The 15,149-nt window shown below is 32.9% G+C and carries 14 protein-coding genes and 1 pseudogene; 6 read left to right on the top strand and 9 right to left on the bottom strand.

Annotated features, from left to right (window positions below):
* Positions 1-68: 68 nt before the first annotated feature.
* The 5 genes from ACLHDF_RS25810 to ACLHDF_RS25790 all read right to left on the bottom strand — a co-directional run bounded on the left by ACLHDF_RS25810 (position 69) and on the right by ACLHDF_RS25790 (position 3,733).
* Positions 69-482: a hypothetical protein gene (locus tag ACLHDF_RS25810; RefSeq protein WP_413921403.1), complete on the bottom strand. Its 414-nt coding sequence runs from the start codon at positions 480-482 to the stop codon at positions 69-71.
* A 613-nt stretch (positions 483-1,095) separates the two neighbouring features.
* A complete protein-coding gene (locus tag ACLHDF_RS25805) occupies positions 1,096-1,278 on the bottom strand; it encodes a hypothetical protein (RefSeq protein WP_413921402.1) in 183 nt (60 codons plus the stop codon).
* A gap of 40 nt (positions 1,279-1,318) precedes the next feature.
* Positions 1,319-1,666, bottom strand: a complete 348-nt coding sequence (locus ACLHDF_RS25800; protein WP_053487863.1) for a hypothetical protein — start codon at positions 1,664-1,666, stop codon at positions 1,319-1,321.
* Between the two features lie 48 nt (positions 1,667-1,714).
* Entirely contained in the window at positions 1,715-1,969 is a 255-nt protein-coding gene (locus ACLHDF_RS25795; RefSeq protein WP_413921401.1) for a hypothetical protein, read from the bottom strand.
* Positions 1,970-2,962: 993 nt separating this feature from the next.
* Positions 2,963-3,733, bottom strand: coding sequence for a TerC family protein (locus ACLHDF_RS25790; protein ID WP_252285815.1), 771 nt, complete (start codon positions 3,731-3,733; stop codon positions 2,963-2,965).
* Positions 3,734-4,076: 343 nt separating this feature from the next.
* Here ACLHDF_RS25790 and ACLHDF_RS25785 point away from each other — a divergent pair, with 343 nt between their 5' ends.
* Positions 4,077-4,721, top strand: a complete 645-nt coding sequence (locus ACLHDF_RS25785) for a phosphatase PAP2 family protein (protein ID WP_182528332.1) — start codon at positions 4,077-4,079, stop codon at positions 4,719-4,721.
* A 180-nt stretch (positions 4,722-4,901) separates the two neighbouring features.
* Entirely contained in the window at positions 4,902-5,543 is a 642-nt protein-coding gene (locus ACLHDF_RS25780) for a hypothetical protein (protein ID WP_413921400.1), read from the top strand.
* A 597-nt stretch (positions 5,544-6,140) separates the two neighbouring features.
* Here ACLHDF_RS25780 and ftsW read toward each other — a convergent pair.
* Positions 6,141-7,331 (bottom strand): putative lipid II flippase FtsW, encoded by a 1,191-nt coding sequence (gene ftsW / locus ACLHDF_RS25775; RefSeq protein WP_413921399.1) that lies wholly within the window; start codon positions 7,329-7,331, stop codon positions 6,141-6,143.
* 829 nt (positions 7,332-8,160) lie between these two features.
* Between ftsW and corA the strand changes: the two genes are divergently transcribed.
* Together corA and ACLHDF_RS25765 are read left to right on the top strand one after the other, a co-directional pair.
* On the top strand, positions 8,161-9,120 hold the full coding sequence (gene corA, locus ACLHDF_RS25770; RefSeq protein ID WP_413921398.1) for a magnesium/cobalt transporter CorA: 960 nt from the start codon (positions 8,161-8,163) through the stop codon (positions 9,118-9,120).
* Positions 9,121-9,794: 674 nt separating this feature from the next.
* Positions 9,795-10,181: a hypothetical protein gene (locus ACLHDF_RS25765; RefSeq protein WP_413921397.1), complete on the top strand. Its 387-nt coding sequence runs from the start codon at positions 9,795-9,797 to the stop codon at positions 10,179-10,181.
* A 53-nt stretch (positions 10,182-10,234) separates the two neighbouring features.
* Here the strand turns inward: ACLHDF_RS25765 and ACLHDF_RS25760 are convergent, their stop codons facing one another.
* From ACLHDF_RS25760 to ACLHDF_RS25750, 3 genes and pseudogenes are all read right to left on the bottom strand, one after another.
* The gene (locus ACLHDF_RS25760; protein WP_413921396.1) at positions 10,235-10,435 is read right to left on the bottom strand and encodes a hypothetical protein; all 201 of its coding nucleotides are present in this window, start codon (positions 10,433-10,435) and stop codon (positions 10,235-10,237) included.
* A gap of 336 nt (positions 10,436-10,771) precedes the next feature.
* Positions 10,772-11,435 (bottom strand): annotated as a pseudogene (locus tag ACLHDF_RS25755) (IS6 family transposase).
* Positions 11,436-11,675: 240 nt separating this feature from the next.
* Complete coding sequence (locus ACLHDF_RS25750; protein WP_413921426.1) at positions 11,676-13,082, bottom strand: PLP-dependent aminotransferase family protein; 1,407 nt, start codon at positions 13,080-13,082, stop codon at positions 11,676-11,678.
* Positions 13,083-13,304: 222 nt separating this feature from the next.
* On the opposite strand from ACLHDF_RS25750, the gene trpD reads away from it, so the two are divergent.
* Both trpD and trpC read left to right on the top strand, forming a co-directional pair.
* A complete protein-coding gene (trpD, locus tag ACLHDF_RS25745) occupies positions 13,305-14,345 on the top strand; it encodes an anthranilate phosphoribosyltransferase (protein ID WP_413921395.1) in 1,041 nt (346 codons plus the stop codon).
* Positions 14,329-15,132 carry an indole-3-glycerol phosphate synthase TrpC gene (trpC, locus tag ACLHDF_RS25740; RefSeq protein ID WP_413921394.1) on the top strand — a complete coding sequence of 268 codons (804 nt, stop codon included), beginning with the start codon at positions 14,329-14,331 and terminating at the stop codon, positions 15,130-15,132. Before trpD ends, trpC begins: the two co-directional genes overlap by 17 nt.
* Positions 15,133-15,149: the final 17 nt, after the last annotated feature.

Here is a 15,149-nt window from a genome sequence, read left to right as displayed (position 1 = left end):
CCATTTAGTCTTCGTTGAAAAGCAACCAATAAAACTAACTATTGGTTGCTTTTTTTAAAGTGCGAGAATTATAGAATTCTTTCTGATTTTAACTGAAATTGATTATTCTCCATTTTCATCTGATAAATAGGTATTTGCATTTCATCTTTCGCTAAATCTGAATAATTATGTTGAGCATTATCTACAAGCTTAATCTGTTTTTGTTGTATTAAATCAGTAATTCCTTCTTGAATATCCTCTTCTTCTATTAGGGTGTACTTTTTTAAAGCATCAATAGCACCCCAATAATCATAACGTTTTAAATCTAACTCCACAGCGTGTTTTACAAATTCTAGTTCTCCAACCGCATGCTTCTCAGTTAGGCTTCTTATTAAGTCACCCCACGTAGGGACTTTAAAAGGAACTGACAAGCCCGATCCAATGAATGGTACTATTTTACCTTCACGATAATCCTTTTGCAGACTTTCTAAATTTGCACTCATAAAATCTCCTCTTTCATTTACCTCTAATTTTAATTATATACTGAGACATTTGTATTAATTATTCTATTTAACTATCATAGGATCTATAAGTTACCTAGTTAAATTACAAAAAGGCATTTACTTATACTAATATAAAACAAATCAATAATTTCACTATATTTTATCTAGGCTTCCTATAACTGGATATTTTTAAGAAAATTATACCATTCAAAAACTGCATACTACAAACTATCTTTGATTAAAAACTTTACTCTTCATTAACGAATTTCTTTCTATTATCTCACCAAAAACGTTCGTAAAAGAATGTTATTTCAAGAAGACGTTCATAATCAATTCCAATACTTAAATACTTAAATACTTAAATGAACGATAAAAATAATAGATTTTCTATAAAAAAGAAAAGTCCGTAAATGTATACTTTATTGAACACTCCTTGAGCACCAATGCACACATTTTGTGTTAGTTTTTGCTGAGAGAAAGAGTAACTTTAGGGTTGCTCTTTTTTTCGTTAAATGGTATAATTTCCAAAATATAAAGATTCTACATGGTTTTAGTTTTGTAAGATAAAACTTATCGGAGAACCGCCTTACTTTTGTAGGGCGGCTTTTTCGTGCTATTTTTTTGGATGGTATCCGAGGTTTGCATTTACTTTTCCAGGTAGTCCATCGTTTTCAGCAGGAATTTTATTTCCGACAGATTGGGGTACATCTACTGGTTGGATACTTCCACCGTTTGTATCATAACTATTGCTATGATTGTTATTATCATGTGTTTGATTGAAACCGTGTTCTGGCATAAAAACACCTCCTAGTTGTATTATTTGATTGCGCTTTTTATTATTCTGATGGTTCTGATTTATATATGCGACCACAAGCTATCTTTGCTACAGCAATGCCACCGTCAGCCACTATTCCTTCAATTCCAGCTCCATCAAAAATACTACTATCGTTAGCACATTCAACAGACACTACAGCAATACAATTAGAATAGTTTTTATTTTCTCTTTCACTTTCACTATAATTTTTAGCTATCTGATATGCAATAGCGTTAACCTGTTCACGTGCCCGATTTCTAGGATTATATCCTCCATTAAGACCATCCTCAAACATTCCAGCAAAAGGGAGCATAAAAATCACTTCTTCCATTTCATTATTCACAAGGTCCAGAAGTATAAATTCGTCCACACGCTAGCCTTGCTGCAGGAAAACCGCCTAAGGTACCTAGCCCTGCTCCTACAGGCCCCCAAGAGCAGCACCAGCTACCGCAACTACACAATCACAGTAATTTTTATTTTCTCTTTCACTATTACTGCATTCTTTAGCTTTCTCATCAGCATTATCTGTTACTGATTTAAAATCACCTGGATTTAAGTCTACTCCAAAATATTCTCCTGTAGAAACTTCTCCGGTTAAAACCTTGCTTGGATCAAGAGACCTAGCTGCTCTACGAACTGATCGAGGAGGTCTAAGTCTATCTCTTAATGACATTTAATTGACCTCCTAAACGTATTATTTGATTTGTGTTGAAGAAAATAAGAGGTAGTATGAGGAAATTACTAATACAACTACTCACGAAAAGACTTTTAATTTTGCGTATGAGTTCGCTAGCAACACGATTTTAGGCAAAAAAAGAGCAACTGTGATTATTTCGGCTGCTTTTAGTAGAGCTCATACATATTTGATGTATGAAATAAGCTATTTTCATCTTATTCTTCGCATATAGGCAATTTTTTATAGGGGTTAACATATGTATAAAAGACAGCTTTTTTATACATTCTTTCTTTATCTATTCCTCTGAGAAAGCCTTTCATATCAAGGGTGTATAAAAAGCTGCATAATTCGTAATAGGAATCTTTTTGAAACCCTTACTCCCATGAGGGTTCTTTTTGGTTTGTATTCCGGAAAGTCACATTATGGTAACCAACTTTTTATGCCGTATACAGTTAAAAAGAGAAAAAACCCCTGTGCCTATTCAGGAGTTTTTTAAAGGTCATGCTAGGTGAGATGATGGTCTCCATCATCTTGAGTAGTTTGCTTAACATAGTCAATAACTATACATAATAAAAAAGAAAGTCTACTGAGGATCTCAGTAGACTTTCTTTTAGTTCATTTATAAAACCCCGAAGTTAATTTTACTTCTTGTTATAAGAATATGTACGTTTCTTCTCTTTATAACTTGTACTAACATATAAAACCAGTTGAAAGAGTGGTTCTTTCACTGGCTTTATACGAGGTGTATTTATTTAATGCATTATAGCATCATAGATAGTTTGCGCAAATGCATTTTATATTATAAATACTAGTTCTTAACTACTGATGATTTTCATCTAGTATAGCACCAGGAAAGGCTAATCTTCTTTTGTGACTAAACTTTCAAAAGTAGACAGAAAACACCCTAACTCTTTAAAACATAGTCAGGGTGTTTTCGTTTTGATCATACTGATTATATTGATACGTAATACGTCATACTTGATTATATTTTTAAGCTGAAGGCTTTTCTAAAGACTTATTGCTCGGTGCAAACCAACCAAGTAGAGCAATACCAACTAATACTCCATAGAAGATTAATGTCCAAATAGTACTATGGGGAAAATGAGGGTCTAAGACACCTATATCCTTATGAGCAAGTGTAATAACAGCAAGTTTGACACCCACCCAAGCAACAATGGCATATGCTGTAGTTTCTAAGGCAGGACGCTTTTCGAGGAGTTTTACAAACCAGGTCGCTGCAAACTTAATCAAAATAAGACCTGCAATCCCCCCCAAAACTACAACTGCAAATTGTCCGCCATCCATACCACCAATTTCGCCAAACTGTGAATCTGGAAGACCAAGGGCTATAGCTACCGCAGCTAAAATGGAATCAACTGCAAAAGCCAAATCAGCTAACGCAATTTTTCCTACTGTCGGCCAGAATCCTTTTCCAGCAGATTCCTTTTCAGCATTATGAATATTCTCGTTGTGTTTCCCAAACCGTGCCTTAAGGACATGCTTCAAACCTAAATACAGAAGATAAGCTGCTCCTACCGCCTGAATCCACCAGACATTGGCGATAAATGAAATAGCGAAGAGAGCACCGAATCGAAAAATAAATGCCATAAGAATTCCATAATTAATTGCTTTTTTCTTCTGATTATCTGGTAGATGTTTAGCTATGACTGCTAGTACAAGAGCATTGTCAGCCGATAATAAACCTTCTAAACCAATTAGAATTAACAACGCCCAAGCGTATTCGATCCATATGGACTCCATCTATCTTCCTCCTTTCCAAAGTATAATTCATTATGTTAAAGAATTTGCTTACATTAGAATGACCATCTATATGAACGGTAATCCTAGAGAATGGGACTTTCATTATTTTAACACTAATTCTATATATAATATTTATTAAAATTTAAATGTTCAGAAGTTACTTGTGTAACTTTGCTAATAATTCTTTTGAATATTGTAAACACCTTTTAACACCTCTATAATTACCTCATTTTTAGTGAAACAAAGCTGGGCTACTACAATATGATTATGAGGGAGCTAAACTGTACATATGTGAAATACATGTAAATAATAATATCACTTATATAGAACTGGGGATTTTAATATGATTATTTTAGTAAAGCTAAAATTATATATTATTGGACTATTACTGCTAATTAGCTTTATATGTACTGGTATCTTAGTTAAAATAGAAAAGTTTAGTGGATTTGACAAATGGTTATCATCTATTATTCATCATAAACGCTCCTCTTTCTTAACACCTATAATGAAATTTTTTGATTTTATTGGATCAACTTACTTTGTTATTGTAATCTGTCTTGCAATTTTATTTTACCTTTATTTTGTAACTAAACGTCGTTTGGCTTCTGTTCTATTTGTTGTTGCCATGATAGGAGAAAGACTGCTTAGCGAGGGTCTAAAGTATTTATTTAGCCGTTCACGACCAGATGGATTTCATTTAGTAGAGGTAGATAAACATAGCTTTCCTAGTCAACATGCTATGAATTCCTTTGTTCTTTACGGTATACTTCTATTTCTGTTATGGACACATTTAAAGAGCAATAAAATAAAGGTTCTACTTTCCTTACTAGCAAGCATTCTTATCTTAGTAATGGGATTCAGTCGTATTTATCTAGGTGTACACCATCCAAGCGATATTTTAGGCGGATACCTTATTAGTGCGCTTTGGCTCATAATTATAATGATATATACAGGTCATTATAAAGAAGAAAACAAAATGCCTAACTGATTAATGTCAATTTGGTGACATAAATGTCTCATACAAAGATGGTAGTTAACACAAGATTAATTATGATCATTATTGTGACTATGGTATAAAACTCCTCCGGTTTTAGAATAGTAATTTCGTTTGATTTTTTAAAGAATAGGCAATATAAATAAAAACAAAGAAAAAGGAGAAATAAGCTATATGAATAAAAAAATGGTAGTGCTTTGTATTTCATTAGCAGGTGCTTTAGCTACAGGATCTCTTGTAGGATGCTCTAATCAAAATGATTCATCTCAAAATACATCACAAAGTAAAAATAGCTCTTCTGAAAATAAATCAAATTTACAACAGTACTCTAAAGATCCGGATAGTAAACAGCAAGGTGAAGATTTTGATTTAATAGGGACGCTAGACAAAGAAACGAATGATGAGTTGACACTTGTTATCGATGATAAAAAAGTAAAGATACCTAAGAGTAAGTCGTTTAAAAAAGAAAAAGATACACCTAAGGATATTGGTGGAAAACAAGTAAATGTAGAGATTGATGCTAAAAATCAAAATGCAGAAAGCTTAGAGTTAACTCCTCAGGCAAAAGCAGATTCAAATGGTATATACGAAAAAGATACGGATGGAGACTACAGTATAATTGGAAAGTTAATCAATGAAACAGATAATGACGTAACAATAGAAGTATCTAGTGGAAAAAAAACTTATAAAAAATCTAAAGACTTTGAGCAAGATAACGACAATATATCGGGAGATAGTAAAAATAAAGTCGTGCGATTAGAAGTAAAAAAGAATGATGAAGTTGAAAGTCTTGAGGTAGATCCAGAGGATCAATAAATGGAATAGAGAATTTAAGTAGCTTATTTGTTTTACTTATAATGTATGTTTTTTTCTTTTAAAAAAGGGTAAGAACTAAATAAGATCATGTTAATTCTTAAAGTTAACACTTTTCCCCTTTTCCAAACTATTTCGTTGGATATAGGCGCCATAATAGGCGTCTTTTTTTTGCACAAAAAAGGCAATCCACTACGTTTTCATGAATATAGATAGGAAAATAGTGAAGAAAGGGAAGGTGTGAATGATAAGAAAGTTAAAGTTATCTATTCCTATTTTAATTTTAATGATACTATGGACAATTATTCTGTGGATAGAAAAACAAGTTATTGTGGCCTGTTTTCTATGGATTGTTTATAGCACCTTGCAGTTTTTTCGAAGGAAATAAGAAATAATTTTTATCCTTTAAATAAAGATTTTTAAGAAAGTATATGAATCGTACATAAGAGGATTTCTAATAGACCTTTGAATTTCTTTAGCAAAACTACAAACTTAACCTCCTTACATAAACCAAAGACACTGGCTCTTAACCAGTGTCTTTGGTTTATAATTTTATTTTATCCTCAATAATTTTTATAGAAAGGTCATTCAAGTAAGTCATTAAACGCTTTTCAATTCCTTTGGATCTTTTACTTTATTTTTATATTTCTTTTCATATTTATTAAACATGGATATATTCGCTAGTACTCCTACAGCAAACAGAAGCAATGTAAGAGAAGAACCCCCATAACTGACAAAAGGTAACGTTACACCTGTGATAGGAAGAAGGCCTGTTACTGCTCCTAGGTTAACAAATGCTTGAATGCCAATCATAACGGAAATACCGATAGCTAGTAGTGCTCCAAAAGAATCATTACATCTTTTAGCAATTTTTAAGCCTTGTAAAATAATAAAAAATAGCAACCCTAATACAAGCAGCACTCCCCAAAAACCTAATTCCTCAGCAATAATCGCCATAATAAAATCTGTATGGGATTCAGGCAAATATCCTGCCTTTTGGACACTTTGTCCCAACCCTGTTCCTGTAAGTCCTCCACTTCCAATAGCTAGGTAGGAATTCACCAGTTGATACCCGTTCCCTTGTTGGTTTTCAAAAGGATGTAAATAACCAGTAAATCGAGCTAGACGAACAGGAGAAAACACGGTGTCGATATGCCCCGTTACTAATAAAACGACTAACATAATAATGATACCTACTACTCCTAGTAAGGCAATCTTTAGCATTGATTTTATTGAAATACCTGAACATAAAACAATCGCTAAAACTGTACCTAAAATAAGTAAAATCCCACCGTAATCGGGTTGCAAAGCAATTAAGAAACAAATAAACAACACAATAAGGATAGGTGGAATAATAGAGCGCTTTAAATCATTGATATACTCTTGTTTATTTGCAAAAACAGCCGATAAATATACAATGATTGTTAGTTTCGTAAATTCTAGTGGTTGTATTCTAACCGGTCCCAGTATAAGCCAACTTTGTGCATTTCCTGCCGTATGTCCAAAAATAAGGACCAAGGCAAGAAGCGATATCACCGTTACTAATAAGATTTTCAATATTTTTTTCTCTCGATAAATTTTATAGGGAATAAAGGCAGCAATACAGAAGAAGAAGAAGCCTGCTATCAGTGCAAGTTTTTGCTTTTGATAAAAATAATCTCCTTCAACACCGTAACGACTAACCGCCGTTACCATACTAGCACTGTAAACCATGACTAAACCGATGAGGCTTAGAACAATTAAGGCTACAATAAATTTGTAATCATAACATTTTACTATTCTCTTAAACATAAAAACTCCTCGTTCCTTGCAAGTGTAAGAATCTTATTTTTATCATAAAAAAAGATTCTTAGTAAATTATATAGGGTAAAAAGAACACTCAATAGTATAGTAACAGTTCCCCGTGTTTTGTTCTTTCCGACGCTATAATCATTTACACCATGTAAGAGAAAAGATACTGAAACCATAAGAACAGCTATATTATACCAGTAATTGTTCTCAAACAGCCAAGCTATACTCAAACAAATAAGTAATCCAATCAACGTTGCATTTCGAATTCGATTATCAGTAAAAATTTGTGCGTATTTCATAAAAAACTCCCACTACTACGTCTTTTATTATATAGTTACGTTTTATTCTTTCTTCCAACAAGTTAGGACATATAGAATGTTTTATTATATAATAAGATGTTTTGTACGTTTTAATTATAGACATTAGGATAAAGAAAACAATAAAAAATGAATCCTTTTTTTATCCTATGCGTTATTATACAGCTAAATTGACTTTAGTACTTTTTGTACCTGATTAAAATATAAAGAGAGACTTATTACTTATTTAGTATTCTCACACTTAAACGTGAGAAATAAGGAGAATTACTATGTCATTGACTACTACAGATCATTTCTTTCATTTCTTAATACTTGATATCATCCTTAGTTTCCTCCTCCTTTGTTTTATTATTTTTATAGATAAATATTTTGGAAAAAATAAAGAAACAAGTGAAGAAAAGAAAAGGAAATATCAGAAAGATTTCATTGCCTTGCTAGCAGTGGGGTTAATCGTTTATTTTATGTAACATACTATAAATAGAGAATGATTAATCACATGGAGGAGCAGCTGTATGATTCGAATAATCGCTATTACACAAGACTTACACGTCAAAGAAGATGTCCCCCTTGATTACTTATCTGACCCTTCAATTAAGTGGTTCTGGGTAGATCTTGCCTCTCCATCTGAAGAGGAAGCAAAAGTGTTAGAGACGTTTTTCCACTTTCACCCTTTAGCTATCGAAGATTGTCTCCATCTATTACAACGTCCTAAACTTGATTATTATGAAGGTTACAGCTTTTTAGTGCTTCATTATTTAAATAGCAACACGCTAGATGTTGAAGAAGTAGACTTATTTATTGGAGAAAATTATTTAGTGACCTTTCACTTTAAACCGGTACTCAGTATTGAAACAGTACGACAACGCCTTTTACAACATCCTAGTGGATTTAATAAAGGAGTGTCCTATATTGCTTATGCGGTTCTAGACCAATTAGTGGATGATTACTTTCCAATTGTGTATGAAATTGAGGATAAATTAAATGAAATTGAAAGCAGAGATGCCAAAAAATCAATTGCTTTACTGATGAAGGATGTTTTTGATATCCGAAGTGATTTATTAAAGCTCAGAAAAACCATTCTTCCTATGCGTGATCTGCTATATCGAATTATTAATTCTGAACGTTTACATATACCTGCAGAGCAGAAAGCCTATTTCAATGACATCTATGACCACCTAATAAAATTAACAAACATGGTAGAAGCTAATCGAGATATGACATCAGATATGAGAGATAATTACCTTTCACTTAACGCCAATCGGATGAACTCAATTATGATGACATTAACAATTATCTCCTCTATTTTCATTCCCCTTACCTTTGTCGTAGGGTTATATGGAATGAACTTTGATCATATGCCTGAACTTCACTGGCACTACGGATATTATATTGTTCTAGGAATTATGGCTTTAATGACAATTGGTATGATTCTATGGTTTAAACAAAAAGGCTGGTTTAATGTCAATAAGTAGGAAGAGCCGGAAGGAAGCCTTTCTAATAAATTTTTTAAATAAAAAGCATCCATCTACGATTTGCCACTGCTTTTTTATTATGCTAGTATGTACTCAATGGTTATCAATTTGCTTACTTTATACATTGAGTTGTAAAGTGAAAATTGAAACAAAAAACACATCTCTTAGAGATGTGTTTTTTGTCTTTATTATATGTATATCTTCTCACAATTCTCTACGTCTGTTCAAAGATAATGATTACACAAATATATATTTTAAAAAGTATGTCTTACAAAGAACAAATAGAAAACTACCTCTAATCATCAGGTGAGGTAGCTCATAAGGGAAACTTAATATCGAATTTATTTCATATTAAATCATAGCGAATTTTTGCTATAAATACTATCTTTTACATTGCAAGCATATGTATAAAAGGTCAGCTTTTTATACATTCAAATAACCTTTACCTTCTGATAAAAGCCTTTCAAATCAAGGATGTATAAAAAGCTGCATAATCGATAAAATAGACTCACCTTGAACCCTTACTGCCACAAGGGTTCTTTTTGGTGATGTGTGCCGGAAAGAGTGTTTATGTAAACTAGCTCTGCATATGATATACATAGTGAATTAGAGTTGTATTGTTGGTAAAATGTTATAAAAAGGAATAATTTTCTGGATGCTTGAGGGGGAGCAAAATGAAAAGAATATGTTTTCTTGTTTTTGTTTTATTTATGTTATATGGATGCCAATCACAAGATAAAGAGCCTTTAGTTTTTAAGGGAAAGAGTGAAAATTGGTCAGTAGAAGAAATAGTAAAGCCTAATGATAAAGGAAATGAAGAATCGAAGACCATAAAATTAAAGTATATTGGTGACGATATGAAATCCGTAGGAGAATTTGATTTCAAGTTAGATACACCTAACGGTCAATGGGGTATGGGAATTATTGAATTAGATAAAAAAGGGCGGTTTAAGGAAACAAATAAAACGATAGTTAGTAGAGAAACTTTAAAATCAGATAAGCCAACTGTAACTATAAAATGGAATAGTAATTCAGAAGATATTCCACTGAAAAATCAATAAAGAATGTCCCTATCTTATAAAAGGTAGGGACATTCTTTATTGATCTTGAGTGATTATTCAACTTTCTCAATGGTTATAGTGGTTTCTGTACCAGGCGGAGGTTTTGGATCAAAATGATAATCTAGAGCTATGATTGCCATAACAATAATGGCAACAATAAACGCCTTTTTAATATATGTTTTCTCTTCTTTTTTCTTTTTTATTTCTTCTCTGTATTTGAGTTGAATCTGTTTCTTCTTATTATCCAATTTCATATACAAACTCCTTAAAAAACATTTTGTTTGAACTATTTTTAAGGTTTTGTTAATTTTAACATATTATTCAATATATGTTTATTATTACTACCGATAATCACGGTTACGTTAACTAGGGGTGAATGTTATATACATTATGTCTTATAAAGTGTATGCCGATTTTATAACTAAATCTAAAATGAGTAACATCACATAAATTATATTTAAATGCCTAATTAAATCCCTAATATAGTTACTATGTTAAGCATTTCGGGAATAGAAGAATAAAAGAGTGGGTTCTGGTGCAAAAAATATTCCCTATAAACATAGAGAACCAAGTTCCTTTAATTTGCTAGCTTATGAAGCTAGTCCAAACAGTCTATGAATGAGTTCTTTCTGATTTTGGACAGACTTCTCCTCTTGAAGAGTCTGTCCTTTCTTGATCATGTGCATAGCCTCTATCCCTGCGATAATCCGTTTGGCAGTCCGTAGGGACTTTAATCCGAGCATCGGGTAAATACGTTTTTTAATAAAACGATGATCCTGCTCTACAAGATTGCTGAGATATTTAACTTGCCTTAGTTGGATGCCTTCAGGCATCTGCTTTTCTTCTTTTAACTCTGGATAGGATGGGTTCCTATCTACTGTTATCACATGAGGTTTAGAAACGTACGAAAAAGCCAAGGCTTTCTAAAAAAAGCACTTGGCTGCTTTTTTATTTCTTACTTTACTTAGATAGAAATCAATGGTATTTCCTTTGACCTTTGACTTTCACATAGGTCCCATCGACTCTCCAGGAATCATTGGTTGTTTTAAGATAATGTCGTACTCGTCCATCTAATTCGGGTCCATATTGATGTACCCAACGCATAATGGTTGTATGAGTAATGGATAGTCCAAGTTCTTCCATTATTTCGACTAGATCACGAGAACTGAGGTTGTACCGAAGGTACCACTTCACGGTTAATAAAATAGGATCAGGTGGATAATGTTTCCACTTGAATAGATGTTGCTTTTCCATACTGATCACTTCCTTTTTTGAGTACTAGTATCAGTCTGTCCAAGTTTGAGAGGTTAATTGCTGAGATTTTGAAGTTTTTGCACCAGAACCAGATAAAAGGGATTGAAATCAAAATTCATGGTTTTAGGATAGTTTAAGATTTGTATAGATACTATTAATATCTAACTCTTTTATAAACTGGCTTAGTACAAGTGATCTCTATGAAAATAAAATTTAAAAATTCCTTGCTAAGAGATTTTATTAAGTTAAATCGTTTAAAGCTTTAGATAATCTATTTATTCCTTCTTTAATCTCATCCTCACTTAAATGACCATACCCTAGAATAACTTTATTAGGGTGTTTTCCTTTCTCAATGGTATGATCTTCTACTAAATAAATTTTAACACTATACTTTCTCAAAATGTGTTGAATCATATCCTTAGTAAATTTTAATTTTTTAAACTCAACAATAAGATGAAGTCCAGTTGAATAACCGGAAATATTGATACTTTCAGCAAAAGTTTTCTTTAATTGAGTAATTAAATAATCTCTTCTCTTCTTATAAATTCTTTTCATTCTTAAAATATGACGCTCCAAATGTCCTTTAGTTATAAATTGAGCAAGTGTAAGTTGATCTAATGATGGAGTGTGTAGGTCTAAATAATGTTTTATTTTCCGACATTCTTTTACAAGGTGCATAGGAAGGATTAGGTATCCCATACGTAGTGCGGGCGATAGTATTTTACTAAATGAACCAATATATAATACTCTTTCAGGGGCTAAACCTTGTATAGAGCTCACGGGAGAGTGTTCGTATCGAAACTCACTATCATAGTCATCTTCAACCAAGTAACTGTCTACCTTTCGAGCATAATTGATTAATTGAATTTGACGTTGTGCAGGTAGAGTGCCTCCTAAAGGAAATTGATGAGAAGGTGTGAAAAAGACAAACTTTGGTTTTTTCTCGATAGGTAATAAGTCCGTTCTTATACCGTTGTTATCAACAGGAATTGGTAGTAGAGAAGCTCCAGAACTCTTAAACATCTTTTGAATATCATAGGTTATAGGATCCTCAATTAAAACTTCTTCCTCAGGGGATAGCAGTAGTTTAGATACAAGTGCTAACGCTTGAACAGCACCAGTAGTGATTATAATTTGGTCTGGTTGGCAGAAAACCCTTCTTGTTTTGTATAAATATTGAGATATAACTTCTCTTAATTCAATACAACCTTCGGGGACACCATAGCCAAAAATTGATGAAGATGACTCGTAACAAATAATATTTGATAATTTAGCCCATGTTTTACGAGGAAAGAAATCTAATGCAGGGATACCTGAACGAAAATTGACAATATCATTACATTCTATCTCGTTATCTTGAATCGATATGTCAGTATGTAGATAGCCCTTATCGTTTCTTAAGTATGTTCCTTCAGCAATAAATGTCCCTGCTCCTTTGCGGGTAACTATAAAGCCTTCAGCCATTAACTGATCATAAGCTAACAATGTTACATTTCTTGAAACATTTAAATTAGAAGATAACTCTCTAGTTGAAGGCAATTTATCGCCCGACTTTAAACTTCCATTTAATATCTGTTCCCTAATATATTGATAGATTTGTCTAGTTAAAGGCACATCTGATGAGCGATTAATCGGAATTAAAAACATAGTGTAGTCCTTTCTACCTGTAAAAAATGGTACCATAAAAGTTTTTTCTAAGTGGCACTAATAGAATGTATTATAGCATGGTAAAGTATAACCAAATAGAGGAAATTCTAAAAAAAACCATTATTATAAAAAAAACGTTTTACAGGAAAAAAATTCTATAAAATATAACTTAATGAATAATATTAAACTTTAACTAAACTTATATATTCTGAGGTGTAAAGATTGATAAAGGAAATCATTTATAAATTGATTAGTAAACAATCTCTCACATTTAAAGAGTCTTTTGATTGTATGCATAGTCTTCTTCGTGGTGATATGACTGAAGTTCAAATAGGTGCATTTCTCTATGGTTTATCAGTAAAAGGTGAAGTAAAGGAAGAAATAATGGGAGCACTAAAAGCTGTCTATGAGCATATGGTTCCTATTGATGGTACAAGTAATGTAGTAGATACATGTGGTACCGGAGGAGATATGATAGATTCTTTTAATACTTCAACGGCTGCAGCACTTATAGCAAGTGCTGCGGGAGTGGACATAGCTAAATGCGGAAATAGAGCATCCAGCAGCTCGTGTGGGAGTGCAGATCTATTAGAGGAAATAGGAATAAAAATTGATTTATCACCTTCTGAAGCTAGAGAATGGCTAAAGGAGAGTGGCTTTTCTTTCTTATTTACTCCTAAATTTCATCCTTTATTAAACAAGTTATCACCTCTTAGAAAACAACTTGGTATACCTACAATATTAAATCGTATTGGTCCATTAGGGAATCCTGTCAGACCTAGACGACGATTACTAGGGGTATCTAATAGGAAACTTGCTCCTCTATATTCAGAGTTACTCTTAGAATTAGGTACGGACCATTCATTAGTGGTTCATGGCCTTGATGGCATGGATGAAATTTCTATAAGCGCACCAACAGATATATATATGATCCGTGGAGGTAAGATAGATTCTATGCGGTTTGATCCACGTTCATTGGGCATTGATTATGTTCCTCATAAGGATATTCGAGGAGGAGATACAAAACAGAATAGGGATACTTTGTTTAATTTATTTGAAGGAGAGAAAGGTGCAATTCGAAATATAGCTTGTATTAATGCTGGGGCAACTATCATGCTTGGAGGAAAAGCTAAGGATTTGAAAGAAGGCATGTTAATAGCTGAACAAACTATTGATTCAGGTTTAGCAAAATCTAAACTCAGAGAATTAATTAATAGAGGTAAAGAAAAGGGAGTGGATATTAATCATGTTCATGCTAGATGAGATCTTATCACACAAAGTACAGGAAGTTAAAAAAAAGAAAGAAAAAGGAATAGAGATGGTACAGGAAAAGGTAGAGAAGGCTAGAAAGCCAAGAGATTTTTATAATGCCTTAACAACAAACGGGATTTCCTTAATTGCAGAGGTAAAACGTAAATCGCCTTCAAAAGGTGAATTGAGGAAGGATTTTAATGCAATTGATTTAGCTCGTACATATTCAAAATTCGGGGCTAGAGCAATATCTGTACTAGCTGATGAAACGTTTTTTGGTGGAGGATCTCATGTTGTTGAAAAGGTAGCAAATGATTCAGAAGTAACATTACCAGTTATGTATAAAGAATTTGTTATCGATCCTTATCAAATATTCGAAGCTCGTTCGGTTGGTGCTGATGCAGTATTACTGATTGTCCGTGCGATTGAACGTTCCCAACTACCTCACATGATCTCTCAGGTCCATAAATTAGGAATGCAGGCTCTTGTTGAATGTTTTACCGCAGAGGAAGCGAGTATTGCAGTAGATGCTGGGGCACGAATTATAGGGGTAAACAATCGTGACTTACAAACATTTAAAGTTGATTTGAATCGCTCAGAAGAAATTCGTTCAGTTCTTCCAAACTCAATTGTGACAGTAAGTGAAAGTGGATTAAATAGTCGGAGTGATGCCTTAGAGGCAGAAGCTATGGGTTTTGATGGCATGTTAGTTGGTGAAGCCTTATTGAAATCAGAGGATATAGCTACTCAGGTGAAAGAATTTTCAGGCCTTAATGATTTAGCTCAAAACAAATTATAGGGAGGAAGAGGAAGAGA

This window comes from Priestia megaterium, assembly GCF_046599315.1.
Classification (GTDB): domain Bacteria; phylum Bacillota; class Bacilli; order Bacillales; family Bacillaceae_H; genus Priestia; species Priestia megaterium_F.
Note: the sequence above shows the minus strand (reverse complement) of the source record. Positions and strands in the feature narration are given on the sequence as shown.